Raw genomic sequence first — 25,138 nt, forward strand, 5'->3', positions numbered from 1 at the left:
CCCCGGGGGCCCCGGGTGGCCCGCTATAGGGCGGACCCGCCGAAGGTGCCCCCAGGGCGGGGGTGTGCCGGGGGGGGGCCGCGGGGGGGGGGGGGGGGTGGGGGGGGGGGGGGCCGCCGCCCCGGCGGGGCGACGCCCGGCTGCGGGGCCGGGCGTCGCGGGTGACCGGTGGCTACTGGACGAGCCGTGTGGTCGGCACGGGGCGTGTCAGCCCATGTGCGGGTAGCGGTAGTCCGTCGGCGGGACGAAGGTCTCCTTGACCGAGCGGGTCGAGGTCCAGCGCGCCAGGTTCTGCTTGGCACCGGCCTTGTCGTTGGTGCCGGAGGCACGCCCGCCACCGAAGGGCTGCTGGCCGACGACGGCGCCGGTCGGCTTGTCGTTGATGTAGAAGTTGCCGGCCGCGAAGCGCAGCTTGTGCATCGCGTCCTGGGCCGCCGCGCGGTCCTGGGAGATGATCGAGCCGGTCAGGCCGTACGGGGACACCGACTCCATCTGGGCCAGCATCTCGTCGTACTTCTCGTCCTCGTAGACGTACACGGCCAGGATCGGGCCGAAGTACTCGTCCTTGAAGTACTCGCTCGCCGGGTCCTGGCAGACCAGGACGGTCGGGCGGACGAAGTAGCCGACCGAGTCGTCGTAGGTGCCGCCGGCGAGGACCTCCACGGAGGAGTCCGCCTGGGCGCGGTCGATCGCTGCCTTGTTCTTGGCGAACGCGCGGTCGTCGATGACGGCCGACATGAAGTTGGACAGGTCGGTGACGTCGCCCATGGTGAGGCCCTCGACCTCGGCCGCGAACTCGTCCTTCAGCCCGGCCCACAGCGAGGCGGGGACGTAGGCGCGGGAGAGCGCGGAGCACTTCTGGCCCTGGAACTCGAAGGCGCCGCGGGTCATCGCGGTCTTCAGGACCTTCGGGTCGGCCGACGGGTGGGCGACCAGGAAGTCCTTGCCACCGGTCTCGCCGACGATCCGCGGGTAGGTGCGGTACTGCGAGATGTTGGTGCCGACCTCGCGCCACAGGTGCTGGAAGGTGGCGGTGGAGCCGGTGAAGTGGATGCCGGCCAGCGCCGGGTGCTTCAGCGCGACGTCGGAGACGGCCAGGCCGTCGCCGGTCACCATGTTGATGACGCCCTTGGGCAGGCCGGCCTCCTCCAGCAGCTGCATCAGCAGGTGCGCGGAGTACTGCTGGGTCGGGGACGGCTTCCACAGCACCACGTTGCCCATCAGCGCGGGCGCGGTCGGCAGGTTGCCGGCGATCGCGGTGAAGTTGAACGGGGTGATCGCGTAGACGAAGCCCTCCAGCGGGCGGTGGTCGCTGCGGTTCCACACGCCGTCCGAGGAGATCGGCTGCTCGGCCATGATCTGGCGGGCGAAGTGCACGTTGAAGCGCAGGAAGTCGACCAGCTCGCAGGGGGTGTCGATCTCGGCCTGCTGCGCGGTCTTGGACTGGCCGAGCATGGTGGCGGCGGCCAGGGTCTCGCGCCAGGGGCCGGCCAGCAGGTCGGCGGCCTTGAGGAAGATCGCGGCGCGGGAGTCGAAGGAGAGCGCCTGCCAGGCCGGGGCAGCGGCCAGGGCAGTGTCGATGGCGTCCTGCGCGTCGGCCTGGGTGGCGTTGCGCAGGGTGCCGAGCCGAGCCGCGTGGTTGTGCGGCTGGACGACGTGGATCTCGGTGCCGCCGCCCATCCGGCGCTCACCGTTGATCGTCATGGTCAGCTGGACCGGCTCCTGGCCGCCCAGCTCCTTCAGCTTGGCCTCCAGACGGGCCCGTTCGGGGCTCCCGGGGGCGTAGCTGTGGACCGGCTCGTTCACCGGCGCGGGGACCTGGGTCACAGCGTCCATAGAGCGCACGCTCTCCTTCGTTCAATGCGGGGGGATTGCCGGCGCGGGTCGCACGCCGGCCACAGCACGAACGCTATTCCTGGCCACCGACCCACTTGATTGGCCGGGCGGCTAAATTCCCCCGTACGGCGTTGTCCGGCCCGACGAAGGGGGTCACGCCGCGGTCACGGTCGGCCCCACGCCCGCGGTCAGGCCGCGCGCTTGTCCCGCCCGTGACGGCCCGTCGCGCCCGCACCCGTGCCGTCCAGGGCGACCGGGGCCACCCGGCGGTCCCAGTCGATCCGGTAGCCGTGCACCGGCCGGAGCATCTTCTCGGGGCTCATGAAGGTCCGCATCGCGATCGGCGCGACCAGCCGGAACATCATCCGCCCGACCGGCCCGGAGGACTTCTGGCTGTTGGTGCGGGCCGCGTCGGCGGCGATCTTCTCGACCCGGGGCCGGCGCAGCGCCTCGTACGCGGCGAAGGCGGCGGTGTGGTCGGGCAGGTCGCGCAGGCAGCGGGCGAGTTCGACGGCGCTCTCGACGGCCAGCGAGACGCCCTGGCCCGAGCTGTTGGACGGGGCGTGCACCGAGTCCCCGACGAGGACCATCCGGCCGCGGTACCAGCGCGGCACGGACGGCATGATCTCCAGCCGGGGGAACACGTCCATGGTCTCCACGTTCGCCATCCGCAGCACCTCGCGGGCGGGCACGTCGTCGGAGTGCAGCTCGCGGCAGCGGCGCAGCCACTCCGCCATGCCGACGGCGCGGGCCTCCTCGGGGGCCAGCGGTTCGGGCTGCGGGATGTTGCTGAACCAGGCGGTGCCGCTGCCGTCGGCCAGGCCCCAGTAGCCGAAGAAGGCGCGGGCGCCGTTGGCGAAGTGGACGGACTCGCCGCGTCCGGCCCGGCCGGGCAGCCGGTGGGAGCTGTAGCCGCCGACGCCGAGCAGTCCGGTGTACTGCGCGGCGGGCGCGGCCGGGTCGATCAGGGTGCGGACGGTGGAGCGGGTGCCGTCGGTGCCGATCAGCAGGTCGCCGGTGGCGGTGCTGCCGTCGGCGAACCGGGCGGTGACCCCGTCGGTGCCCTCCTCGGCGCCGACCAGCCGCTTGCCCCAGTGCACCTCGACGCCGGTCTCCTGCAGCCGCCGCTGCAGCACCTCGTAGAGCTCGGCGCGGCGCATCAGCCGGCCGCGCGGCAGGTCGGCGAGGCCGGAGAACTCGGCCAGCACGCCGCCCTTGCCGTCCTCGATCACCATCGGCCCGACGGGTTGCCCGATCCGGCCGACCTCCTCCTCCAGGCCGACGAGGGCCAGGGCGCCGAGCCCGTTGGGGGCGATCATGAAGGTGCCGCCGACGCCCTCGGCGGAGCTGCCGTACGCCTCGAAGACGACCGGCTCGATGCCGGCCTTGCGCAGTGCCAGCGCCATCACCGGTCCGGCGATGCCGCCGCCGATGACCAGCGCCTTCCGGGCGGTCCCTGTGTTGCCGGTGTTGCCGGTGGTGCCAGTGGTGCCGGTGGTGCCGGTGGTGCTCATTCCAGGCTCCTCATGAATTCCTGCAGGGTCCGGTTGAAGTCCGGCTCCCCGATCTGTCCGATGAGGTTCTCGGTGTAGCGGCGCTCGGCCTCCAGCAACGCGAGGGCGTACTCCTCCTCGACGACGAACATCGGGTGGACGTCCATCTCGACGGCCTTGCGCAGCTGGGCGCGCGAGTCGTCGATCCGCGCGTCCAGCGCCTCCAGCCGCCGGCCGAGCAGGTCGGCCGATTCCTCGGTCGGGAGCACCACGAGCAGGCAGAGGGCGACCCCGAAGGCCGGGTACTCCTCCTGCGGTTCGGCGATCCATTCGCGCATCCAGTCGAGGAGCTCCGTCTGGCCCTCGGGGGTGAGGGCGTAGACGGTGCGCTCCGGCCGCTGGGTGTCGCGGACGGTCTCCTGCTCGGCGACGAACCCGGCCTTCCGCAGTTGCTCCACGACCATGTAGAGCGAGCTGCGGTTGTACTTGATGTTGCGGTCCTTGCCGTGCTCCTTGAGCCGTCGCCCCATCTCGTACGGGTGCATCGGCTCGGCTCCGAGTTCGGCCAGGACCGCGAGGGCCAGCGGGTTCGACACCTTGCGTCGCTTCGCCATGAGAACGTTCCTCATCACTTGGTCAGTACTGACTATCCATTCTCGGATAGTCAGAGTCAACTATTCAGGATCGACGAACCACGACTCTGTCCGTCCGGCTAAAATCAACCACACGGCATTGTCCGAGCGGATGAAGGAGGCCTGAGTGAGCACACCCGGCCTGCCGCTCCGTCAACTGCTGATGTCCCTCGGCGAACCCCTGGTCGAACTGCAGGCCGCCCCGCTGGGCCTGGACGTCCCGGTGCGCGACGTCGCGATCCTCGACCCGGAGGACCCGCCGACCGCCTCCCCCGGCGAACTCGTCCTCGCGATCGGCGCCCGCGGCCGCGCCGCCCTCCCCGCCCTGCGCGCGGCCGGCCGGGCCGGTGCCGCCGCCGTCGCGGTCAAGCTGGACGGCCCCGGCCAGGCCGACGCGCTGCGCGAGGCCGCCACCGACGCGGGCGTGGCCCTGCTCTCGGTGCGCCGGGAGACCCGCTGGGAGCACCTCGACTCGCTGGCCCGGGCGATCATCGCCGGCCCGGACGCGCCGGACGCGCCCGGCTCCCCCGAGCCCAACGCGGGCGACCTCTTCTCCCTCGCCCAGACCGTCGCCGTGCTCACCAACGGCATCGTCTCCATCGAGGACACCTCAAGCCGGGTGCTGGCCTACTCCCGCTCCTCCGACTCCGACGAGGTCGACGACCTGCGCCGGCTCTCCATCCTCGGCTGGCAGGGCCCGGAGCCGTACCTGTCCAAGCTCCGCGAGTGGGGCATCTTCCAGCACCTGCGCAGCTCGGACGCCCCGATCGCGGTCGAGCCGCACCCCGAGCTCGGCCTGCGCCGCCGCCTGGCCGTCGGCATCCGGGCCGGGGCGCAGCCGCTCGGCACCATCTGGGTGCAGGAGGGCGCGCAGCCGCTGGCCCCGCTGGCCGAGCAGGCGCTGGTCGGCGCCGCCCGCGTCGCGGCCGCCCAGCTGGTGCGCCGCCGCCGGGAGCTGTCCGCCGACGTCCGGCTGACCCAGACGCTGCTCACCGGCCTGCTGGAGGGCTCCACCGGCCCCCAGTCCCTCGCCACCCACCTCGGCCTGGACCTGCGCCGCCCGGCCACCGTACTGGCGTACGGCGCGCACACCACCGAGGCGCTGCACCGCTCCGACGTCACCGGCCTGATCTCGGTGCACACCGCCGCCCGGCACCGCACCGCGCTGCTCGCCCCGATCGAGTCCCGGGTGTACGTGCTGCTGCCCGAGCTGCCGCCGGGCCTGCCGATGACGACCGTGCGCGGCTGGGCCTCCGAGGTGGTCACGGCGGCCCGGGAGCACCTCGGTGTCACGCTGCGCGCGGCGATCGGCGCGACCGTCGACGGCCTGGCCCAGGTGCCCGACTCCCGCGCGCAGGCGGACCGCATCCTGGACGCGATGGGCCGCGGCGGCGTGGACCTCGACGTCGCGGCACTGATCGACGTCCAGGCGGAGGTACTGGTCAGCGAGATGGTCGCGCTGCTGCAGGAGCGCACCGGCCTGCGCGACCCGCGGCTCACCGCGCTCACCGAGTACGACCGCCGGCACGGCACCCGGCTGGCCGAGTCGGTGCTGGCCTGGCTGGACGCGCTCGGCGAGGTCCGGGTGGCCGCGGACGCCCTGCACATCCACCCCAACACCCTGCGCTACCGGGTGCGCCGCGCCGAGCAGTTGACCGGCATCGACCTCGCCCAGCCGCAGCAGCGGCTGCTGGCGATGCTGCAACTGCGGCTGCCCGCGGACGAGTAGTCCACGGGCAGCCGACGGGGTCAGGACGGACGGTGCGTCACTCGCCGTAGCCCTGGCCGCGCTTGTGCTCGTTCAGCCGGCGCCACGGGCCGGTGATGGCCAGCTGGATGCCCGGGGTCTGGATGTTGGCGAACAGGGTCTTGCCGTCGTCCGAGAAGGTCACCCCGGTGAACTCGCTGAACTCGGGCTTCTCGGCGGTGCCGATGTTCAGCTCGTTGCGGGCGATCGGGTAGACCAGCCCGTCCTCGGTGGCGCCGAACAGGTGCGAGACGCCCTCGCCGTCCTCGCAGATCACGATGCCGCCGTACGGCGAGACGGTGATGTTGTCCGGGCCGTCGAAGTTGTCGTGGTCGCCCCAGACGTCGGTGTTGACGCCCAGCAGGACCTTCAGGGTGATGGTGCGGCGGGCCGGGTTGTAGAACCACACCTGGCCGTCGTGCTGCAACGGGCTCTCCGAGCGGGCGAAGCTGGAGACGAAGTAGAAGCCGCCGTCACCCCACCACATGCCCTCCAGCTTGCGGGCGCGGGTGACCTCGCCGTCCTTGAACTGCTTGCGGACGGAGACGGTCGCGGCGTCGCGGTCCTGGACCTTGACCCAGTCCACGCCGTAGGTGGTGCCGACCTTGGTGGCGCGGGAGAGGTCGTCGACGAACTTGCCCTGCGCGTCGAAGACCTTGAAGGCCTCCAGCACACCGGCGTCGGCGGCCAGCTTGCGCAGCTGGTAGCGGCCGTGCTTGAAACCGGCCGGCGGGGTCCAGCGGAACAGCAGGCCGTTCGGGTTCGAGGCGTCCTCGGTCAGGTAGACCTGGCCGCGCTTCGGGTCCACGACGACGGCCTCGTGCGCGTAGCGGCCGAAGGCCTTCACCGGCTGCGGGTCCCGGTTGTAGTCGTCGTCGAACGGGTCGACCTCGAAGATGTAGCCGTGGTCCTTGGTGAAGCCGTTCTTGCCGGCCTTGTCCTCGGTCTCCTCGCCGGACAGCCAGGTGCCCCACGGGGTCACGCCGCCCGCGCAGTTGGTGGCGGTGCCGGCGATGCCGACCCACTGCTCGACCGAGCCGTCCCGCTTGGCGTGCACGATGGTGCAGCCGCCGGCCGCGCCCGGGTCGTAGACGTGGCCCTCGGTCAGCGGCACCGGGTGCGGCCAGTTGGCGCGGGCGCCGGAGAGCTCGTGGTTGACGACCATGAAGTTGCCGCCGTGCTCGTCCTCGAAGGCGGAGGTGCCGTCGTGGTTGCTCGGGGTGAACTCGCCGGTGCGCAGCTTGGTGACGCCGGCCCGGTTCAGGACCTTGTACGAGAAGCCCTTCGGCAGGGACAGCAGTCCGGCCGGGTCCTGCGCCAGCGGACCGTAGCCGACGGCGGTGCCACCGGCCGCGTTGGTCCCGGCGGCCGCCGCGACCGGAGCCTCGCCACCGGCCGGGGCGGCGATCGCACCGGGGGCACTGGCCAGGGCCTCGGCGCTGCCGGCGATCAGCACGCCGGCCCCGACGAGGGTGGAACGGTTGACGAAGTCCCGGCGGGACAGCGACATGGCAGCAACTCCTGAAGGATGAGCGGGCGTCGGGGCGGGATGCCGACGCCCAGCAGGCTCCGCCGGGCGGGTGAACCCGGCATGACGCCCACCTCACATCCGGGCGGCCATTTGCCGACCGATGACCTTCGCATGACCTCCGCTTTGCCAAGACATCGTCAGAAGCCGCCCGCCGTCACGGCACTCCCGGCCCCGGTCGGACGGCACTCCCGACCCCGGCCGCCACGGCACTCCCGACCCGGCTTCCGCACTCCCGGCCCCGGCCCGCCGGGCTCAGCGCCGCGCCGCCCGCCACTGCTCCCAGGCCGCCAGCCACAGCTGCTCGGCCAGCCGGTGCTCCTCCCACACCCCGGCCCCTCCCCCGGCGGGCCGCTCCCGCCACAGCTGCGCCCAGGCCCGCTGCGCGGGCAGGCTCGCCACCTCGCTCGCGAACACCGTGTACCGGACGACCTCCTCGACGGCCGCCTCCCCCTCCGCCGTGCCCACCAGCCAGTGCGTCTGCCGGGACAGCCGGTTGAGGTGGTTGACCATCGAGGTCACCGCCGCCGCGGCCTCCTCCCGGGTCTCGGTGGCCAGCCGCATCTGCTGGCGCACCGCCGCCTCCCAGCGCACCGCGCAGGCGTCCCCGCGCAGCCCGCGCGGCAGCCGCGGCGTGCGCCCGGCCCGGACCTGCGCCTCGATCGCGGCGGTCTCGGCGATGCTCTGCGCGATCAGCGACCGGTGCGCCTCCAGCCCGACGACGGGCGGCAGTTCGCGCTCCTCGACCGGCACGTACCGGGCCCGCCGGGAGGCGAGGTCGCGCAGCAGGTCGGTGCGCCCGCTCAGGTACCGCTCGAAGTCGCCGATCCCGCCGAGCTCCACCCCGCCCGGGTCCACCCCGCGCCCGCAGACCGTCACGGTCAGCCCGCCGATCCGCAGCCGCCCGGCCCACACCGCCCCGGGCCCCTCGGCCGCCGCGGCCCCCGGCCGCAGCACCGGCCGGTCCTCGTGCACCTCCACGGCGCGCGGCTCGCCGTCGACCGTGATCCACGCGCGCAGCGCCCGTACCCGGCCCGGCCCGTCGCCCTCGTCGACGCCCAACTGCTCGTAGACGCGGTCCCGTTCGTCCTCGACGACGTCCTCCAGCTCGGGCAGCGGCTCGCACCGCTCGGCGCCCGGGCGGTACGTCCGCACCGTCACGTACGGGCCCGCCGCCGAACGCCAGTCGCCGCACAGCACCTCGACCCAGCGCAGCACGCCGCCGGAGGTCTCGAAGGCGGCCAGTGCCTCGCCGGTGCGGCCCGGGCCGGAGGCCACGCCGTACACCGGGAAGTCGACCGCGGCGAGGGTCCGGCGGGAGAAGTCCTCCTGGTCGGCGAAGCGGCCCTCCGGGCCCGACCGGTCCGGGACCGGGGCGCGGCCCGAGGGCCCGGTGTTCCACTCCTGGGGCCTGCCGCCGCTCTCCCGCACCATCCTGTGCCGCACCCCCGACTCCTCGCGCCCGCACCGCTGACGCCACCTTACGTGCCCGCAGCTGCCGGGTCATCAGCCCGACTGCCGGACGGGGGTGGTGGCCGTGTCAGGGCACCCGGTTGTCAGCCGTCCTCCCTAACCTGGCCGCATGACCGCACAGAGCAGCACCACCGCGGGCGCCGGCCCGGCGCCGGACGGCTTCCCCGCCAGGATCAGCATCGTCACCCTCGGCGTCTCCGACCTCGACCGCAGCGCCCGCTTCTACGAAGGCCTCGGCTGGCGGCGCTCCACCGCCTCCAGCCCGGAGATCGTCTGGTTCCGCACCGCCGACTCGGCGCTCGGTCTCTTCCCCACCGACGAGCTGGCGGCCGACGCGGGCATCCCCGCCGCCGGCGAGCCGTCCTTCCGCGGCGTCACCCTCGCGGTGAACCTGGAGTCCCCCGCGCTGGTGGACGCCGCGATGAGGACGGCCGTCGAGGCCGGCGCCGTGGTGGTCAAGGCGCCGGTCCCGACGAGCTGGGGCGGCTACTCCGGCTACTTCGAGGACCCGGACGGCCACCTCTGGGAGCTGGCCCACAACCCGTTCTTCCCCTTCACCGAGGACGGCTCGCTGGACCTCCCGGAGTAGACCCCCGGGTCCGCTCCGGGCCCCCTCAGTTCCTCGAACGGGCCTTGAAGGCCGCCTTGCGCGCCTCCTTGGCCACCGCCCGGTCCAGGTGCAGTTCCCCGATCGCCTCCAGGACGTCCGCCGTGTACGGGTGGTCGACCCGCCACAGCTCGCCGAACCAGGTCGCCGTATCGCCCTTCACCGGCAGGTCGGCGACCAGTTCGCGCAGCAGCGCGGCGTCACCGCCGCTGTCCAGCAGCTGGGCGGCGAAGGTGTCGACCACCGTCCACAGCGTCATCGCCCGGGTCGGCACCGGCACGTCCGTCGCGCCCTGCGCGGTCAGCCAGGCCCGCGCCGCACCGCCCAGCTCCGGGTCGTCCAGCACCTCCCGGACGGCCGGTTCGGCGCCCGCCCCCAGCAGGTCGAGCGCGGAGACGCAGAGCATCCGCCGCAGCGGCCCGTACGCGTCGTCGCCGCGCGCCGCCGCGAGCAGCTCGCGCGCCGCCGCCACCGGCTCCCGGCCCGCGGTCCACACCCGCAGCTCCTCCTCCGGCAGCACGTTGGCCGACTCGCACACCGCGCGCAGCAGCTCGGCCGCGTCACCCTGGGCCAGCTCGCCGACCAGCGGCGCGTCGTAGCCGTCCTCCAGCAGCCACTGCCGGATGCCGTACTGGCCGAGCGGGGTGAGCCGGACCAGGCCGAAACGGGCCGACTCCTCCTCGTCCAGCGGCTCCTCGCCGACGACGGCGGGCTCCTCGCCCTCCTCCTCGTCGAACAGCTCCGGGTCGATCGGGCGGTACTCCAGCAGGCCCAGCTCGGCCAGGTCGCCCAGCATCGGGTCCAGCGCGACCATCACGTCGGTGATGTCGCCCAGCAGCTCCTCGCTCGGCTCCTCGCCCTCCGGCACCACCAGCAGCGCGGCCAGCACGCCCAGCGGCACGGTCTCGTTGCCGGGGTCGGCGAAGGCGGTGGTCTCGTAGAGCACCTGCAGCGCCTCGTCCAGCAGCTCGGCGGCCTCGTCCCGGGCCTCCTCGACCTCGTTCAGGCCGTCCTCGTCCTCCTCGGCCGTCGCCTCCTCGGTGCCCTCCTCCGGCATCGAGTCCGCCTCCACCGCCAGCTCCCGGACGATCCCGGCGGCGGTCAGCCACAGCTCCAGGACGGTCTCCGGATCGCCCTGCTCGGCGGGCTCCAGGTCCGGCCCGGGGACGGCGACGTGCTCGCCCTCCGCGGTCGTGCCGAGCTCCACCAGGTCCAGGTCGCAGGCCAGCGACCAGGCGCGCAGCGCCTCGACCTCGGCCTCCTCCGGCACCTCGCCCTCGGCCGGGGCCAGGCCCAGCAGCCGCGCGGCGGGGGCGCGGTCCTCCTCGACCAGGTCGCCGAACTCGTCCACCGCCCGGTGCGGGGCCGCCCAGCGGGCCAGCGTCAGCGCGTACCCGAACATCGGGACGGCCTTCGCCTGCTCGGCCAGCTCCTCCTCGGCGGGCAGCTTGACGGGCGGCACCAGGACGGCCGCGTCGTCCAGGTCCTCGTCGTCCAGACCGTGCGCGGCGAACGCCCCGTAGAGATCCTGCAGCTCCATGTCGGCGGGCAGGACCGCCTCGGCAGCTCCCTCTCCCCCTGTAGCCCCGGCGTTCTTCCGACGTCGTCCGGCCATCGTTTGCGCTCTCCCTCAGCCAGCGGTCAGCCCAAACAGCTCCGCGTACCGATCTACCACCTCAGCGTATAGGTGTGGCACCCCCGATGCCCGGCCGCAAGGGGCGCACGCAGGGGCGCGCGCCGCATCCACGCGCCCACCCCTTATCCTTCGCATTGGTACCGTGCACACCCCGCGCGGGCCGCCGGGCAACGAAGCCCCCTCTCTCAGCTCATCCGCTCCACCAGGGAGCCCCGCACCGCGGCCACCACCACAGCGCCTCAGGACGGGCGCGCCGGCATACCCCGCCGACCCCGGTGGTGCCCTGCCACAGGAGACCCCTCACATGGCGGACCTCTCCCCCGCCGGCTCCGGCCTGCGCACCGCGCAGCTCGACGGACGCCGACTGTCGGAGGCCCTGCTTCCCCTGGAGCTCGCGCCGCGCGCCCAGCTCCAGCTCTCCGCGATCAGCCGCTGGAACGCGATGCGCGGAGTCCGCGTCGGCCTGGTGGCCGCCGCCCTGCTGCTGATGCTGATCGGTGCCAACCTGGCGACGCCGATCTACCCGCTCCTCCAGCAGCGCCTCGGACTCGGCCCGCTCGACACCACGATCCTCTTCACGATCTACGTCTTCGCGCTGGTCCCGGTGCTGGCCGTCGTCGGCCACTGGTCCGACCACCTCGGCCGGCGGGCCCTGATCCTGCCCGCCGTCGCCCTGGCCGCCGCCGGCGACGTCGTCTTCGCCACCTCCGGCAGCTTCTGGCAGCTCGCCGCCGGCCGGGCGGTCCAGGGCATCGCTGTGGGCCTGTCCACCGGCGCCGCCGGGGCCGCCCTCGGCGACCTGCTGCCCGACCACCCGACACTGGCCGCCAAGCTCACCCTGGCCTGCTCCGCCGGCGGCGTCGCGCTCGGCCCCATCGTCGGCTCCCTGCTGGCCGACGGCGCCGACCCGCTGCTCACGCCGTTCCTGCTGCACGCCATCGCGCTCCTCGCGCTCTGCGTGCCGCTGGCGCTGGTCCACCCCCGGATGCCCGGCCGCAACCGCCCGCCGGCCTCCCCGCCCCGGATCACCACCCCGGCCCACCTGCGCCCGCAGCGCCTGCGGCTGCCGCGCACCGGCCGCCGCGAGTTCCTGCTCGCCGCCGGCGCCGGCTTCATCTCGTACGGCGTCTTCGGCGTCTACCTGGCCCTCGCCCCGGCCTTCTCGGCCAAGCTGCTGCACACGCCCTCGCACCTGACCGGCGCGATCGTGGCCGCCCTGCTGCTCGGCTCCTCGGCCGCCGCCCAGCTCGTCGTCCCGCCGACCGCCGACCGCACGGTGATCGCCCTCGGCATGACCGGCCTGGCCACCGGCCTCGGCCTGGTCGTCGCCGCCGGGTACACCGGCACCCCGGCACTGCTGTTCATCGGCAGCGTCCTCGGCGGCATCTGCCAGGGCGTGGCCTTCCGCTCCCTGTTCACCAGCGCCGTCGCGGCCATGAACCCGGAACGCCGCGGCTCCGAGCTGAGCGCCCTGTGGATCATCGTCTACCTCGGCAGCTCCGCCCCCATCATCGCCGTCGGCGCCCTCGTCCAGCAGTACGGCCTCCTGCCCGCCGTCAGCGGCTTCGCCACCGTCGCCGCCGTCCTCTGCACCGCCCTGGCCGTGGCCGTCGCCCGCAAGCCCAAGCGCACGGCCTGACCCCCACGAACACCGAACGCCGCTGCCCGGGACTCCCACAGGAGCCCCGGGCAGCGGCGTTTCCTCTTCACCCACCGCCGGGTGAACACCCGCACGCCATCTGTTTCGGTGAGCAGGTCCACCGCCGTTCCCCACCATCCACCCCCCCACCCGCCTCTCGGCGGGTGCCCACCCCGGACCTCACCGAGCGCCGCCCGGCCAGACGGCGCTCGGCGAGGGCGGGGCAGGGCGATTCCTCGCCGGAAGCGAAAGGGCCCGTCCTACCGGAGTCAGTCCGACCGCTGGGACAGCGTGTCTCAGTGGGCGAAGCGTGCAGACCGACCACCGGTCATGGCGGAGCGCAGGGCGGTTCGGACTCTCGCGGCGCCTGTGGCTGCCACCTCTGCCCCGGAGCGGGAGAGGAGGTCGGCGAGGAGTCCGCGGGCCGTGTAGCCCCTCGCGCCAGCACGTCAAGGTCAGGCGACTTCGGTCCGATCCACTGCTGCTGCACTCGGCTGTGCGAGCCAGACCAGCCGCGCAGTGATCCCCGGCCGCCCGGCGAAGTGGCGTAAGGCCCGGTCAGGAGACGTGAGGGTCAATCGCGCCTGCCCGTCGATGCTGATGACGTGCGCTCGCCCGCTGTGGTCGGCGTCCCCAGGCCGCGACCCACCCATCGACGTCCGGGAGACCCTCGCCCCGAACCTGGACGACGGCGAACAGGCGGGGTGCAGTGTCGAGCACGAGCCGGCACAGCTCCTGGTCGAAGGTCGGGCCGGTCGGCAGCGGAGGCGTGACCGGACGGGGGCTTTGCGGCGGCGCAGCAGCCATGGAGCTCTCCTACGTGAATGGGGATCGGGGCGGGATCCTGCGCCGGGGGGCCGCCCGGTGCGGGTGACGTGCGTTCAGTGAACGACAGTCACAAGCCTTACAGTGAGGCAAAGTTGATGGCATTCTGGTCTCATTCCGACCGGAAAACTTGACCGTCCCATTACCTGGCCGCATGCACGGCGCGTGGCAGCACGACTACGTTGACCTCATGCTGGCCAATGTCCCGCTCCGCCTCCGGATGTCCGAACGCCGCATGACCAAGGCCGAGTTGGCACGCGAAGTGAACACCGAGATCAGGACCCTCACGGGGAAGCTCGGCTCCGTGTCAGAGCGCACGGTGCACAACTGGTTGACCGGCGCGACCCGGTGGCCGCCGGTGAAGATCCGCCTCGCACTCAGGGCAGTATTCGCATGTACGCCCGAAGACCTGGGCTTCGTCCCGACTGGGCGGGCCCGCACCACGACGGAGGACGACGTGAGGCGACGCGACTTCATAGCGGCGGCCGGAGGCGCGGCCGTGACCGTGCTCGTAAGCCCCCCTGCCGTGGCATCGAGTGGTCGGATCGGCGTCGGTGACGTACGGAGACTGCAGGCCCGCTTCGCCGAGGTCATCGCCAGCGACCACCGCCACGGCGGTCGGCTCAGCATCGAGACCAGGGCGACCGCGCTCGCCGAGGAAGCCCTCGACCTGCAGAAGACCGGCACCGCGACCCAGCGGGTTCGGGCCCAGCTGTACGCGTGCGCGGCATCGTTCATGTCCTCGGCGATGTGGGCCGCGATCGACGGCCGCCGATTCGACGCAGCCCTCGAACACCACCAGAAGGCTGCCACCCTCGCGGCGATGTCCGGCGACTCCGGCATCCAGTTCCGCATCTGGTCCCACGCAGGCAGCCTGTACCGGCACCTCGGGCAGGCAGGCGACGCGCTCGCCTCCAATGAGGTCGCCCGCAGCCTACCGATCGCCCGACGCGACCCGCTGTTCGCCTCTCTCGGACACGCCCGCCACGCGGCGATCCACGGCCTGACCGGGGACTCCAACGCGGTCCGCCGGTCCATCGGGCACGCACAGGACGCCCTCAATCGAGCCGACCTTGAGGTCTCCCGACCGGTGTGGATCACCGCCTTCTACGACCAGTCCGAACTCGACTCGCTCGCCCTCGCCGCCCATCTCGCAGCCGGGAACTGGGAGGACGCGGAAGCACACGCGCACCGCAGCATCGTCCGGCGGCGCGACACCATGCAGAGGTCCCGAGCGATCACCACCGTCCGGCTTGCCCGCGCCCAGCTCGGGCAGGGCGATTTCGAGCCCGCGGTCGCCACCGCCATGTCCGTCCCGGCCGAGGACTTCGCACACCCCCGCGTCACCCGGATGCTGGCCGCCTTCGGCACCTCGCTGCACACGCTGGCCGGCGGCAGTGGCCCAGACCGCACCTGGGAGGCATACGCCCGCAACAGCTGGAGGACCACCGCGTGACCGTCGAACTCCGCCACCACACCACCCTGCCCCCCGAGGCCCGGCAGGACCTGCTGGACGTGTACGCCGATGTGCGGGCCCCCCTGCTGCACCTGCCGAACTACCGCGTCGAGGTGTTCTCCGAACGCCTCGACCGGCATGCCACCGAGCCCGGCTTCGCGCTCGTCCTCGGCTACGACGGAGAGGTACCGGTCGGCTACGCCTACGGCAACACGATCGAGGCGGGCGACCGGTACTGGAAGCGCATGACCGAGCCCCTTCCGGACGGCTACGCCGAGGCCCCGGCTCTGGCCATCAAGGAAATCGGCGTCCGGACCCGCTGGCGCGGCACGGGAGCCGCCCGCCGGATCCACGACGACCTGCTGCGCCGCCGCGTTGAGGCCCGTGTCACCCTTCTGGTCAACCCGCTCGCCGGGGACGGCAAAGTCCAGCGGCTCTACGAGACCTGGGGCTACCAGGCGTTCAACGCCCAACAGCCCTCTCCGAACTCGCCCCGGCTGACCGCGATGATCCGCCCGATCCACTGAGCCTGGGGCGGCGGCGCCTGGTAGTGGACGCCGATGTTGCCGTGCTCGCCGCGTAGAAGCTTGATGCGCTCGCCTGTGGTGTAGTAGGTCCGCTGCGTCATCCTGGTGCCCTTTCGGGAGCACGGCCGTACTGGGAAGGTTCCCGCTCCCGTGGGCCGGCGGGCGGGCTTCGATTCCGTGGCTCCTTCGTCAACCTTCCTGCCGCGATTCCTCCCTTCGTGGAGAAGATCCGTGCAACGGCGGTGTATCTGCCGACGGGCCGCCAGGGTGGGGGCATGTCGTCCGTCGTCGCGTCTGGGCACTGGGTCCTGCCCGAGTCGCCGTATGCGCTGTGGGCTCGTGGCGAACTCGACGAGCACCTGCGGTTGTCCGAAGTCCTGCGGGTCGAGGTGATCGGTGGAGAGTTCGTGGTGACGCCTCATCCGAGTTACGGCCATGCTGCGACCGTCTCGGACATTCAAGAAGCGGTGTTCCGCGCCGAATTCACGAACCCGAGTTATCCATGGCGGGCGGTGCAGACTGTCGGCCTCGACCTTGCGGAGATCGGGGACGGTTATGTTCCGGACCTTGTGATGACGGCCTCGGAGGTGGAATCGGCGATTTTGCCGGAGGCGAAGGATCGGCACCTCCGCCCGGAGGAGATCAGTCTGGTAGCTGAGGTCACCGCGCCTCTCAGCGCGCACTACGATCGTCGTGCCAAGCGGCACGGGTATGCGCGGGCTGGGGTGCCGTACTACCTGCTGGTGGACCGCGACCCGCGACGGCCCGGCGTCACGCTGTTCGGCGAGCCGAACCGGGGTGACGGGACGCACGAGGTGCTGGGCGAGTGGGAGTTCGGCGAGTCCGTCCGACTGCCGGAACCGTTCGGGGTCGAGATCGGCACGGATGCCTGGAAGGCGTGGAGCGCGTAGGCGCGGAAACGCCGCTGCCGCGCGAACCCGGAGGATTCGCGCGGCAGCAGGTTGACGATCGGGGGATCTCAGACGTTGAAGCCCAGGGCGCGGAGCTGCTCGCGGCCGTCGTCGGTGATCTTGTCGGGGCCCCACGGCGGCATCCAGACCCAGTTGATGCGCAGGTCCTTCACCAGGCCGTCGGTGGCGGTCTTCGCCTGGTCCTCGATGACGTCGGTCAGCGGGCAGGCCGCCGAGGTGAGCGTCATGTCGATGGTGGCCACGTCGGACTCGTCGATGTGGATGCCGTAGATCAGGCCCAGGTTGACGACGTCGATGCCCAGCTCGGGGTCGACGACGTCCATCAGGGCCTCGGTCAGGTCCTCGACCGAGACGGTGCCGGCGGTGGTGCCGACGATGATGCCGGTCTGCTCCTCCGCAGTGGAGGCCGTGGCGTCAGTGGTGCTCTCGTCACTCATGGTTCTGTCCTCCTCTGCGGGATCAGTCGTTCACGGCGGGGTGCTGGGCGAGCGCCTGGGCGGTGGCGTCCTTCCAGGCCATCCAGCTGAGCAGGGCGCACTTGACCCGGGCCGGGTACTTGGAGACGCCGGCGAACGCGACCGCGTCCTCCAGCACCTCCTCGTCGCCCTCGCCCTGGCCCTTGCTCTGCATCAGCTCCAGGAAGGCCTCCTGGACCGCCTGCGCCTCGCCCACGCTCTTGCCGACCACCAGGTCGTTGAGCACCGAGGCGCTCGCCTGGCTGATCGAACAGCCCTGGGACTCGTACGAGACGTCGGCGACGGTCGCGCCGTCGAGCTTCACCCGCAGGGTGATCTCGTCGCCGCACGTCGGGTTGACGTGGTGGACCTCGGCGTCGCCGTCCCGCAGCCCCTTGCCGTGGGGGTTGCGGTAGTGGTCCAGGATGATGTCCTGGTACATCGAGTCGAGCTTCATGTCCTGCGCGTCCCGTCAGCCGAAGAAGTTCCGGACGTGGTGCAGGCCGTCGATCAGCGCGTCGACCTCGCCCGGCGTCGAGTACAGGTAGAACGACGCCCGCGTGGTCGCCGGAATTCCGTACCGGAGGCAGACCGGCCGCGCGCAGTGGTGGCCGACGCGCACGGCGATGCCCTGCTCGTCCAGCACCTGACCCACGTCGTGCGGGTGGATGTCACCGAGGGTGAAGGAGATCGCCGCACCGCGGTCCACGGCCGTGCGCGGGCCGATGATCCGCAGGTCGGGGACCTCCAGCAGCCGCTCGACGGCGTACGCGGTGATCGCGTGCTCGTGCGCCGCGATCTTCTCCATGCCGACGCCCTGCAGGTAGTCGATGGCCGCGCCGAGCCCGACCGCCTGGGCGATCGGCGGGGTGCCGGCCTCGAACTTGTGCGGCGCCGGGGCGTAGGTGGACGAGCCCATGGTGACGGTCTCGATCATCTCGCCGCCGCCGAGGAACGGCGGGAGGTCCTCCAGCAGCTCCTGGCGGCCCCAGAGCACGCCGATGCCGGTCGGGGCCAGCATCTTGTGGCCGGTGAAGGCGACGAAGTCGGCTTCCAGCGCCTGCACGTCCAGCACCATGTGCGGCGCGGCCTGCGAGGCGTCGATGACGACCAGCGCGCCGACCGACTGGGCCTTGCGGACGATCGTCTCGACCGGGTTCACGGTGCCGAGCAGGTTGGAGACCAGGGTGAAGGAGACGACCTTGGTCTTCTCGGTGATCAGCTCGTCGATGTTCGACAGGTCGAGCCGGCCCTCGTCGGTGAGCCCGAACCACTTCAGCTTCGCGCCGGTGCGCTGCGAGAGCAGCTGCCACGGGACGATGTTGGAGTGGTGCTCCATCTCCGTGATGACGATCTCGGAGTCGGCGTCCACCTTGTACGGCTCGTCGGCCCAACCGAGCATGTTGGCCACGAGGTTGAGCGACTCCGAGGCGTTCTTGGTGAAGATCACCTCGTTGCGGCTCGGCGCGTTGACGAACGCCGCGACCTTGTCGCGGGCACCCTCGTACAGCGCGGTGGCCTCTTCGGCGAGCACGTGCACGCCGCGGTGGACGTTGGCGTTGTGCCGCTCGTAGTAGGCGGTCAGCGCCTCCAGCACCTGGCGCGGCTTCTGCGAGGTCGCCGCGTTGTCCAGGTAGACCAGCGGCTTCTCGTCGTGCAGCAGCCGCTGCAGGACCGGGAAGTCCTTGCGGATCGCGTCGGTGTCGAGCAGACCCGGCAGGCCCGAACGCTCATGGGCATGCGTCACTCGGATGCGCCCCCCTTCACGTACGCCTCGTAGCCCTCGTTCTCCAGCTTGTCGGCCAGCTCGGCGCCGCCGGACTCGACGATGCGGCCGCCCGCGAAGACGTGGACGTAGTCGGGCTGGATGTACCGCAGGATGCGGGTGTAGTGGGTCACCAGCAGGGTGCCGACCTCGCCGGTCGAGCGGACCCGGTTGATGCCCTCGGAGACGATGCGCAGCGCGTCGACGTCCAGGCCGGAGTCGGTCTCGTCGAGGATCGCGATCTTCGGCTTGAGCAGCTCCAGCTGGAGGATCTCGTGGCGCTTCTTCTCGCCGCCGGAGAAGCCCTCGTTGACGTTGCGCTCGGCGAAGGCCGGGTCCATCTGGAGGGCGGCCATCGCCTCCTTGACCTCCTTCACCCACAGCCGCAGCTTCGGGGCCTCGCCGCGGACGGCGGTGGCGGCGGTGCGCAGGAAGTTGCTGACCGAGACACCGGGGACCTCGACCGGGTACTGCATGGCCAGGAAGACACCGGCCTTGGCCCGCTCGTCGACGGACATCTCCAGGACGTCCTCGCCGTCCAGCAGCACCGAGCCGCCGGTGACGGTGTACTTGGGGTGGCCGGCCAGCGAGTAGGCCAGGGTGGACTTGCCGGAGCCGTTCGGACCCATGATGGCGTGGGTCTCGCCCTGCTTCACGGTCAGGTCGACGCCCTTCAGGATCTCGCGCGGGCCGTTCTCGGCCTCGACGGAGACGTGCAGGTCGCGGATTTCAAGGGTTGCCATGTGTACTCAGGACTCCTGGTTGACGGAGACGAGCACATCGTCCCCTTCGATCTTTACGGGGTAGACAGCGACCGGCTTGGTGGCGGGCAGGCCGGAGGGCTTGCCGGTGCGCAGGTCGAAGCTGGAGCCGTGCAGCCAGCACTCGATCATGCAGTCCTCGACCTCGCCCTCGGAGAGCGAGACGTTCGCGTGCGAGCAGATGTCGTTCACGGCGAACACCCCCTCGTCGGTGCGGACGACGGAGACCGGCACGCCGTTGAGGTCCACGCGCTTGGGCACGTCCTCCTGGAGGTCGCTCAGCGCGCAGGCACGGAGGAAGGTCATCGCGTTCAGACCGCCGCTTCCAGCTCTGCGTCGATCTTCTCCATGAGCTGTTCCTGGACCTCGGCCACGCCGATCTGCTGGAGCAGCTCGGCGAAGAAGCCGCGGACCACCAGGCGGCGGGCCTCGTCCGCCGGGATGCCGCGGGCCTGCAGGTAGAACAGCTGCTCGTCGTCGAAGCGGCCGGTCGCCGAGGCGTGGCCGGCGCCGACGATCTCGCCGGTCTCGATCTCCAGGTTCGGGATCGAGTCGACCCGGGCGCCGTCGGTGAGCACCAGGTTGCGGTTGAGCTCGTAGGTGTCGGTGCCGAGCGCGGCGGCGCGGATCAGCACGTCGCCGACCCAGACCGCGTGCGCGTCCTGGCCCTGCAGTGCGCCCTTGTACGCCACGTTCGACCGGCAGTGCGGCGTGTCGTGGTCGATCACCAGGCGGTGCTCCAGGTGCTGGCCGGCGTCGGCGAAGTAGAGGCCGAACAGCTCGGCCTCGCCGCCGGGGCCCGCGTAGTTGACCCGCGGGTGCAGGCGGACCAGGTCGCCGCCGAAGGTCACGACCACGGACTTGTACGTGGCGTCCCGGCCGACCAGCGCGTTGTGCTGGGCGACGTGGACGGCGTCGCGCTCCCAGTCCTGGACGGAGACGAAGGTGAGCTTGGCGCCGTCGCCGACCAGCAGCTCGACGTTGGCGGCCCGGGTGCCGGTGCCCGCGTGGTTGAGCACCACGACGGCCTCGGCGAACGGCTTGACGTCGATCACCACGTGGGCGAAGCGGACGCCGCCCTCGCCGCGCACGTCGATCCTGACCGGCTCGGTCAGCACCGCGTCCTTGGGGACGGTGACCACCAGGGCCTGCTCGAAGGCGCTGAACGCCTGCGCGGCGACCCGGTCCACCGGCGTACCGGCCTTGCCCAGGCGGGCGTCGTCGCGGCCGACGGTCTCGGCGGTGACGCCGTCCGGCAGCGTGAACTCGACCTTGTCCTCGCCCTTCTCGGCCTGGGCGGCGGTCCCGTCGTGCAGCCCGCCGAGGCGGTGCAGCGGGGTGAACCGCCAGTCCTCCTCGCGGCCGTGCGGCACCGGGAAGTCGTTCACGTCGAAGGACGGCTTGACCGCGACGCGCGCGTCGATCGGCTGCTGGACCGTGGCACGGCCGGTGCCGGGGCCGGCGAGCTGCGCGCCCGCGCCGGCGGTGCCGACCTCGATCGACCCGGCGGTGGTGGAGCCGGTGGTGTTCTGCTCAGCCATGGCTGTTCGTAGTGCTCTCTTCCTCGGAAATCGGTGGACGGCGGTGGCGGCTGGACGTCAGCCGACCGCGCCCTCCATCTGCAGCTCGATCAGCCGGTTGAGCTCCAGCGCGTACTCCATCGGCAGCTCGCGCGCGATCGGCTCGACGAAGCCGCGGACGATCATCGCCATGGCCTCGGTCTCGGTCAGACCGCGGCTCATCAGGTAGAACAGCTGGTCCTCGCTGACCTTGGAGACGGTCGCCTCGTGGCCCATGGACACGTCGTCCTCGCGGACGTCCACGTACGGGTAGGTGTCCGAGCGGGAGACGGTGTCGACCAGCAGCGCGTCGCACAGCACGTTGGACTTGGCGCCGTGCGCGCCCTCGCCGATCTCGATCAGACCGCGGTAGGAGGTGCGGCCGCCGCCGCGCGCCACCGACTTGGAGACGATGTGCGACGAGGTGTTCGGCGCCATGTGCACCATCTTGGCGCCGGCGTCCTGGTGCTGGCCCTCGCCCGCGAAGGCGATCGACAGGGTCTCGCCCTTGGCGTGCTCGCCCATCAGGTAGACGGCCGGGTACTTCATGGTGACCTTGGAGCCGATGTTGCCGTCGACCCACTCCATGGTCGCGCCCTCGTACGCCACGGCGCGCTTGGTGACCAGGTTGTAGACGTTGTTCGACCAGTTCTGGATGGTCGTGTAGCGGCAGCGGCCGCCCTTCTTGACGATGATCTCCACGACCGCGGAGTGCAGCGAGTCGGAGGAGTAGATCGGCGCGGTGCAGCCCTCGACGTAGTGGACGTAGGCGTCCTCGTCGACGATGATCAGCGTCCGCTCGAACTGGCCCATGTTCTCGGTGTTGATCCGGAAGTAGGCCTGCAGCGGGATGTCGACGTGCACGCCCTTCGGCACGTAGATGAACGAGCCGCCGGACCACACCGCGGTGTTCAGCGCGGCGAACTTGTTGTCACCGGCCGGGATGACGGTGCCGAAGTACTCCTTGAACAGCTCCGGGTGCTCGCGCAGCGCGGTGTCGGTGTCCAGGAAGATGACGCCCTGCTCCTCCAGGTCCTCGCGGATCTGGTGGTAGACGACCTCGGACTCGTACTGGGCGGCGACACCGGCGACCAGGCGCTGCTTCTCCGCTTCCGGGATGCCGAGCTTGTCGTAGGTGGCCTTGATGTCCGCCGGCAGGTCCTCCCAGGACTCGGCCTGCTTCTCGGTGGAGCGGACGAAGTACTTGATGTTGTCGAAGTCGATGCCGGTGAGGTCGGAGCCCCAGGTCGGCATGGGCTTCTTGCCGAACAGCTTCAGGCCCTTGAGCCGGAGGTTCAGCATCCACTCGGACTCGCTCTTCTTCGCGGAGATGTCGCGCACGACCTCCTCGCTGAGCCCGCGCTTGGCAACGGCGCCGGCGGCGTCCGGGTCGGCCCAGCCGTACTCGTAGTTGCCCAGGCCCTCAAGCTCCGGGTGCGAAACGGTGTCAGTCATGCGAGCTTCCTAACGCGCGGACGCAGAATCTTCGGTGGACGTACCGGCAGTCGGCACTGCATCGGAGCCGCGGCCCGCGGAACCCCGGGCGGGCGACGATGCGGCACCGGGTGCCGGCACATAGGTGGTGCAGACCCCGTCGCCGTGGGCGATGGTGGCCAGCCGTTGCACATGGGTGCCCAGGAGCCGGGAGAAGACCTCGGTCTCCGCCTCGCAGAGCTGCGGGAACTGCTCGGCGATGTGCGCGACCGGGCAGTGGTGCTGGCAGAGCTGGGCGCCCGCCGGGGCCTTCGCCGCGGCCGACGGGACACGCCGCACCGTGGCAGCGTACCCGTCGGCACTGAGCGCCTCGGCGAGCGCCTCGGTGCGCTCCCCCGCCCCGGCCCGGCCCAGCGCCTCCAGGTACTTCTCGCCCTGCTTGCCGAAACGGGCCCGGGCGAAGGCGGCGACGGCCTCCTCGCCCGCCTTGCCGCCGCCCACCGAGTCCGAGATCCAGCGCAGGGCGTCGGCGGCGAGCTGGTCGTACGCCTGGTAGAAGGCGTCCCGGCCGCCGTCGGTGAGGGCGAAGACCTTGGCCGGGCGGCCCCGGCCGCGGCTGCCGTAGACCCGCTGCTCGCGGGACTCGACCAGGCCGGCGGCGGTGAGTCCGTCCAGGTGGCGGCGCACGGCGGCGGCGGTGAGGCCGAGCCGGCTCGCGAGGTCGGCGGCGGAGGACGGGCCGTGGTCCAGGATCGACCGGGCGACCCGGTCCCGGGTGGCGCGGTGGCCCTCCAGCAGCACCTCGGCCGCCGTCACGGGCACGTCGCAGTGGGAGGCCGACTCGGCCTCCTGCTGCTGGGCGTGCTCGCGCATGTTTTTCACAACACCAGTGTTGCGTAATTACTTCCGTCGGGACAAGCCGTGATCCATGCCTCACCGGTGTCATCGATCACGCAGGTAAGCCTTACCTGACCAGCCGAAACGATCATCGAGGCCGCCGTACGGCCGGTTCGTGAGCGCCTCTTACACTCGCCGGTATGCACTCCGAACCCGCGGTCCAGATCGCCGGGCTGGTCAAGCGCTACGGCGACAAGCCCGCGGTGGACGGCCTCGACCTCACCATCGCACGCGGCGCGATCACCGCCGTCCTCGGCCCCAACGGCGCCGGCAAGACCACCACCATCGAGACCTGCGAGGGCTACCGCCGCCCCGACGCCGGCACCGTCCGCGTGCTCGGCCTCGACCCGGTCGCCCAGAACGCCGCGCTGCGCCCCCGGATCGGCGTCATGCTGCAGTCGGGTGGTGTGTACGCGGGTGCCCGCGCCGTCGAGATGCTGCGGCACACCGCCAAGCTGCACGCCCACCCGCTGGACGTGGACGCGCTGGTCGAGCGCCTCGGCCTCGGCTCCTGTGGCCGGACCACCTACCGGCGGCTGTCCGGCGGCCAGCAGCAGCGGCTCGCCCTGGCCATGGCCGTGGTCGGCCGCCCCGAGCTGGTCTTCCTGGACGAGCCCACCGCCGGCCTCGACCCGCAGGCCCGCCGCGCCACCTGGGAGCTGGTCCGCGACCTTCGCCGGGACGGCGTGACCGTGGTCGTCACCACCCACCACATGGACGAGGCCGAGCAGCTCGCCGACCGCGTCGCGATCGTGGACCGCGGCCGGGTGATCGCCGACGGCACCACCGAGGAGCTGTGCCGCGGCGGCGCCGAGAGCGCCCTGCGCTTCGACGGCCCGCCCGGGCTCGACCTCGGCCCGCTGCTCAAGGAGCTGCCCGAGGGCGCCATCGCCGTCGAGACCGCCCCCGGCAACTACCGGGTCGAGGCACCCGTCGACCCCCAGCTGGTGGCCACCGTGACCGGCTGGTGCGCGGCCTCCGGCGTCCTGCCCGAGCGGCTGTCCGTGCAGCGCCGCAGCCTCGAAGACGTCTTCCTCGACCTGACCGGACGGGAGCTCCGATCGTGAGTGCCACCGATTACGCCCCGAAGCCGGGCGCAGCGCCGGTCGGCCGGATGCTGCTCGCGCAGACCGCGTTCGAGACCCGGATGCTGCTGCGCAACGGCGAGCAGCTGCTGCTCACCGTGGTCATCCCCACCGTGCTGCTGGTGCTGTTCTCCGCGGTGGACATCGTCGCGGTGGAGGGCCCGGGCAAGCGGGTCGACTTCCTGGCCCCCGGCCTGCTCGCGCTGGCCGTGATGTCGACGGCGTTCACCGGGCAGGCCATCGCGACCGGCTTCGAGCGCCGCTACGGCGTGCTGAAGCGGCTCGGCGCGAGCCCGCTCCCGCGCTGGGCGCTGCTGACCGCCAAGACCGGCTGCGTGCTGGTCACCGAGGCGCTGCAGGTCGCGCTGCTGACGGTGATCGCGCTGGCGCTCGGCTGGTCCCCGCACGGCGACCCGTTCAGCGTGGCCGCGCTGCTGGTCCTCGGCACCGCCGCCTTCTCCGGGCTCGGCCTGCTGATGGCGGGCACCCTGAAGGCCGAGGCCACGCTGGCCGGCGCCAACCTGGTGTTCATCCTGCTGCTGCTCGCGGGCGGGGTGATCGTGCCGCTGAGCCGGTTCCCCGACGCCGTGCGGTCGGTGCTGGAGCTGCTGCCGATCTCGGCGCTCTCGGACGGCCTGCGCTCGGTGCTGCAGACGGGTGCCGGGGTGCCCTGGGCGGACCTCGGGATCCTGGCCGGCTGGGCCGTGCTCGGCCTGGCCGCGGCCGCCCGTCTCTTCCGCTGGGAGTAGGCCGCGCCTGCGGCGCCCGCCACCCCCCCCCCCCCCCCCCCCCCGGCGGCGGGGGGGTGGGGGCGCGCCCGGGGGGGTGCGCGCGCGAGCCCCCCCCCCCGA

22 protein-coding genes are annotated in these 25,138 nt (G+C 72.1%); 8 read left to right on the forward strand and 14 right to left on the reverse strand.

The window, feature by feature from the left end; all coding sequences use genetic code 11:
- Positions 1 to 207: 207 nt before the first annotated feature.
- The 3 genes from pruA to ABT048_RS12695 all read right to left on the reverse strand — a co-directional run bounded on the left by pruA (position 208) and on the right by ABT048_RS12695 (position 3,943).
- Positions 208 to 1,836 (reverse strand): L-glutamate gamma-semialdehyde dehydrogenase, encoded by a 1,629-nt coding sequence (gene pruA, locus ABT048_RS12685; protein WP_350521358.1) that lies wholly within the window; start codon positions 1,834 to 1,836, stop codon positions 208 to 210.
- A 188-nt stretch (positions 1,837 to 2,024) separates the two neighbouring features.
- Positions 2,025 to 3,350, reverse strand: coding sequence for an FAD-dependent oxidoreductase (locus ABT048_RS12690; RefSeq protein ID WP_350521359.1), 1,326 nt, complete (start codon positions 3,348 to 3,350; stop codon positions 2,025 to 2,027).
- The gene (locus tag ABT048_RS12695; RefSeq protein ID WP_350521360.1) at positions 3,347 to 3,943 is read right to left on the reverse strand and encodes a PadR family transcriptional regulator; all 597 of its coding nucleotides are present in this window, start codon (positions 3,941 to 3,943) and stop codon (positions 3,347 to 3,349) included. Before ABT048_RS12695 ends, ABT048_RS12690 begins: the two co-directional genes overlap by 4 nt.
- 145 nt (positions 3,944 to 4,088) lie before the next feature.
- Here ABT048_RS12695 and ABT048_RS12700 point away from each other — a divergent pair, with 145 nt between their 5' ends.
- Positions 4,089 to 5,690: a PucR family transcriptional regulator gene (locus ABT048_RS12700; RefSeq protein WP_350521361.1), complete on the forward strand. Its 1,602-nt coding sequence runs from the start codon at positions 4,089 to 4,091 to the stop codon at positions 5,688 to 5,690.
- Positions 5,691 to 5,727: 37 nt separating this feature from the next.
- Here the strand turns inward: ABT048_RS12700 and ABT048_RS12705 are convergent, their stop codons facing one another.
- Together ABT048_RS12705 and ABT048_RS12710 are read right to left on the reverse strand one after the other, a co-directional pair.
- Positions 5,728 to 7,218 (reverse strand): alkaline phosphatase PhoX, encoded by a 1,491-nt coding sequence (locus ABT048_RS12705; protein ID WP_350521362.1) that lies wholly within the window; start codon positions 7,216 to 7,218, stop codon positions 5,728 to 5,730.
- 273 nt (positions 7,219 to 7,491) lie between these two features.
- Positions 7,492 to 8,682, reverse strand: a complete 1,191-nt coding sequence (locus ABT048_RS12710) for a hypothetical protein (RefSeq protein ID WP_350521363.1) — start codon at positions 8,680 to 8,682, stop codon at positions 7,492 to 7,494.
- 136 nt (positions 8,683 to 8,818) lie between these two features.
- Between ABT048_RS12710 and ABT048_RS12715 the strand changes: the two genes are divergently transcribed.
- The gene (locus ABT048_RS12715) at positions 8,819 to 9,298 is read left to right on the forward strand and encodes a VOC family protein (RefSeq protein ID WP_350521364.1); all 480 of its coding nucleotides are present in this window, start codon (positions 8,819 to 8,821) and stop codon (positions 9,296 to 9,298) included.
- Between the two features lie 25 nt (positions 9,299 to 9,323).
- Here ABT048_RS12715 and ABT048_RS12720 read toward each other — a convergent pair whose 3' ends face one another.
- Positions 9,324 to 10,856, reverse strand: coding sequence for a hypothetical protein (locus tag ABT048_RS12720; RefSeq protein WP_350521365.1), 1,533 nt, complete (start codon positions 10,854 to 10,856; stop codon positions 9,324 to 9,326).
- Positions 10,857 to 11,256: 400 nt separating this feature from the next.
- Between ABT048_RS12720 and ABT048_RS12725 the strand changes: the two genes are divergently transcribed.
- From ABT048_RS12725 to ABT048_RS12740, 4 genes are all read left to right on the forward strand, one after another.
- Positions 11,257 to 12,591: an MFS transporter gene (locus ABT048_RS12725; protein ID WP_350521366.1), complete on the forward strand. Its 1,335-nt coding sequence runs from the start codon at positions 11,257 to 11,259 to the stop codon at positions 12,589 to 12,591.
- Positions 12,592 to 13,570: 979 nt separating this feature from the next.
- Positions 13,571 to 14,872 carry a helix-turn-helix domain-containing protein gene (locus tag ABT048_RS12730; protein WP_350521367.1) on the forward strand — a complete coding sequence of 434 codons (1,302 nt, stop codon included), beginning with the start codon at positions 13,571 to 13,573 and terminating at the stop codon, positions 14,870 to 14,872.
- Positions 14,869 to 15,399, forward strand: a complete 531-nt coding sequence (locus tag ABT048_RS12735; protein WP_350521368.1) for a GNAT family N-acetyltransferase — start codon at positions 14,869 to 14,871, stop codon at positions 15,397 to 15,399. The genes ABT048_RS12730 and ABT048_RS12735 overlap by 4 nt, the downstream gene beginning before the upstream one ends.
- Positions 15,400 to 15,617: 218 nt before the next feature.
- The gene (locus ABT048_RS12740) at positions 15,618 to 16,310 is read left to right on the forward strand and encodes a Uma2 family endonuclease (RefSeq protein ID WP_350521369.1); all 693 of its coding nucleotides are present in this window, start codon (positions 15,618 to 15,620) and stop codon (positions 16,308 to 16,310) included.
- Positions 16,311 to 16,378: 68 nt separating this feature from the next.
- Here ABT048_RS12740 and ABT048_RS12745 read toward each other — a convergent pair whose 3' ends face one another.
- Genes ABT048_RS12745 through ABT048_RS12780 form a run of 8 tightly spaced genes read right to left on the reverse strand, consistent with a single transcriptional unit; the run spans position 16,379 to position 23,178 of the window.
- Positions 16,379 to 16,768, reverse strand: a complete 390-nt coding sequence (locus tag ABT048_RS12745) for a metal-sulfur cluster assembly factor (RefSeq protein WP_350521370.1) — start codon at positions 16,766 to 16,768, stop codon at positions 16,379 to 16,381.
- A 22-nt stretch (positions 16,769 to 16,790) separates the two neighbouring features.
- Complete coding sequence (gene sufU, locus ABT048_RS12750) at positions 16,791 to 17,243, reverse strand: Fe-S cluster assembly sulfur transfer protein SufU (RefSeq protein WP_350521371.1); 453 nt, start codon at positions 17,241 to 17,243, stop codon at positions 16,791 to 16,793.
- Positions 17,244 to 17,258: 15 nt separating this feature from the next.
- The gene (locus tag ABT048_RS12755) at positions 17,259 to 18,533 is read right to left on the reverse strand and encodes a cysteine desulfurase (protein ID WP_350521372.1); all 1,275 of its coding nucleotides are present in this window, start codon (positions 18,531 to 18,533) and stop codon (positions 17,259 to 17,261) included.
- Positions 18,530 to 19,294, reverse strand: a complete 765-nt coding sequence (gene sufC, locus ABT048_RS12760; protein WP_196952639.1) for a Fe-S cluster assembly ATPase SufC — start codon at positions 19,292 to 19,294, stop codon at positions 18,530 to 18,532. The genes ABT048_RS12755 and sufC overlap by 4 nt, the downstream gene beginning before the upstream one ends.
- A gap of 6 nt (positions 19,295 to 19,300) precedes the next feature.
- A complete protein-coding gene (locus ABT048_RS12765; protein WP_350521373.1) occupies positions 19,301 to 19,618 on the reverse strand; it encodes a bifunctional 3-phenylpropionate/cinnamic acid dioxygenase ferredoxin subunit in 318 nt (105 codons plus the stop codon).
- A 5-nt stretch (positions 19,619 to 19,623) separates the two neighbouring features.
- On the reverse strand, positions 19,624 to 20,853 hold the full coding sequence (sufD, locus tag ABT048_RS12770) for a Fe-S cluster assembly protein SufD (protein ID WP_350521374.1): 1,230 nt from the start codon (positions 20,851 to 20,853) through the stop codon (positions 19,624 to 19,626).
- Between the two features lie 57 nt (positions 20,854 to 20,910).
- On the reverse strand, positions 20,911 to 22,326 hold the full coding sequence (sufB, locus tag ABT048_RS12775) for a Fe-S cluster assembly protein SufB (RefSeq protein ID WP_350521375.1): 1,416 nt from the start codon (positions 22,324 to 22,326) through the stop codon (positions 20,911 to 20,913).
- 9 nt (positions 22,327 to 22,335) lie between these two features.
- Complete coding sequence (locus tag ABT048_RS12780) at positions 22,336 to 23,178, reverse strand: helix-turn-helix transcriptional regulator (RefSeq protein WP_350521376.1); 843 nt, start codon at positions 23,176 to 23,178, stop codon at positions 22,336 to 22,338.
- Positions 23,179 to 23,342: 164 nt separating this feature from the next.
- On the opposite strand from ABT048_RS12780, the gene ABT048_RS12785 reads away from it, so the two are divergent.
- The gene (locus ABT048_RS12785) at positions 23,343 to 24,269 is read left to right on the forward strand and encodes an ABC transporter ATP-binding protein (RefSeq protein ID WP_350521377.1); all 927 of its coding nucleotides are present in this window, start codon (positions 23,343 to 23,345) and stop codon (positions 24,267 to 24,269) included.
- Positions 24,266 to 25,036, forward strand: a complete 771-nt coding sequence (locus tag ABT048_RS12790) for an ABC transporter permease (RefSeq protein WP_350521378.1) — start codon at positions 24,266 to 24,268, stop codon at positions 25,034 to 25,036. The genes ABT048_RS12785 and ABT048_RS12790 overlap by 4 nt, the downstream gene beginning before the upstream one ends.
- The last annotated feature ends 102 nt before the right edge of the window (positions 25,037 to 25,138 follow it).

It is taken from the genome of Kitasatospora sp. NPDC096140, assembly GCF_040303045.1.
In the GTDB taxonomy this organism is placed as follows: Bacteria; Actinomycetota; Actinomycetes; order Streptomycetales; family Streptomycetaceae; genus Kitasatospora.

What these genes read in the sequence shown, in the direction of transcription:
- pruA (WP_350521358.1), bottom strand. Translation starts at nt 1,836, where the DNA reads ATGGACGCTGTGACCCAGGTCCCCGCGCCGGTGAACGAGCCGGTCCAC.
- ABT048_RS12690 (WP_350521359.1), bottom strand. Translation starts at nt 3,350, where the DNA reads ATGAGCACCACCGGCACCACCGGCACCACTGGCACCACCGGCAACACC.
- ABT048_RS12695 (WP_350521360.1), bottom strand. Translation starts at nt 3,943, where the DNA reads ATGGCGAAGCGACGCAAGGTGTCGAACCCGCTGGCCCTCGCGGTCCTG.
- ABT048_RS12705 (WP_350521362.1), bottom strand. Translation starts at nt 7,218, where the DNA reads ATGTCGCTGTCCCGCCGGGACTTCGTCAACCGTTCCACCCTCGTCGGG.
- ABT048_RS12715 (WP_350521364.1), top strand. Translation starts at nt 8,819, where the DNA reads ATGACCGCACAGAGCAGCACCACCGCGGGCGCCGGCCCGGCGCCGGAC.
- ABT048_RS12720 (WP_350521365.1), bottom strand. Translation starts at nt 10,856, where the DNA reads ATGGAGCTGCAGGATCTCTACGGGGCGTTCGCCGCGCACGGTCTGGAC.
- ABT048_RS12725 (WP_350521366.1), top strand. Translation starts at nt 11,257, where the DNA reads ATGGCGGACCTCTCCCCCGCCGGCTCCGGCCTGCGCACCGCGCAGCTC.
- ABT048_RS12730 (WP_350521367.1), top strand. Translation starts at nt 13,571, where the DNA reads ATGCACGGCGCGTGGCAGCACGACTACGTTGACCTCATGCTGGCCAAT.
- ABT048_RS12745 (WP_350521370.1), bottom strand. Translation starts at nt 16,768, where the DNA reads ATGAGTGACGAGAGCACCACTGACGCCACGGCCTCCACTGCGGAGGAG.
- sufU (WP_350521371.1), bottom strand. Translation starts at nt 17,243, where the DNA reads ATGAAGCTCGACTCGATGTACCAGGACATCATCCTGGACCACTACCGC.
- sufC (WP_196952639.1), bottom strand. Translation starts at nt 19,294, where the DNA reads ATGGCAACCCTTGAAATCCGCGACCTGCACGTCTCCGTCGAGGCCGAG.
- ABT048_RS12765 (WP_350521373.1), bottom strand. Translation starts at nt 19,618, where the DNA reads ATGACCTTCCTCCGTGCCTGCGCGCTGAGCGACCTCCAGGAGGACGTG.
- sufD (WP_350521374.1), bottom strand. Translation starts at nt 20,853, where the DNA reads ATGGCTGAGCAGAACACCACCGGCTCCACCACCGCCGGGTCGATCGAG.
- sufB (WP_350521375.1), bottom strand. Translation starts at nt 22,326, where the DNA reads ATGACTGACACCGTTTCGCACCCGGAGCTTGAGGGCCTGGGCAACTAC.
- ABT048_RS12780 (WP_350521376.1), bottom strand. Translation starts at nt 23,178, where the DNA reads ATGCGCGAGCACGCCCAGCAGCAGGAGGCCGAGTCGGCCTCCCACTGC.
- ABT048_RS12785 (WP_350521377.1), top strand. Translation starts at nt 23,343, where the DNA reads ATGCACTCCGAACCCGCGGTCCAGATCGCCGGGCTGGTCAAGCGCTAC.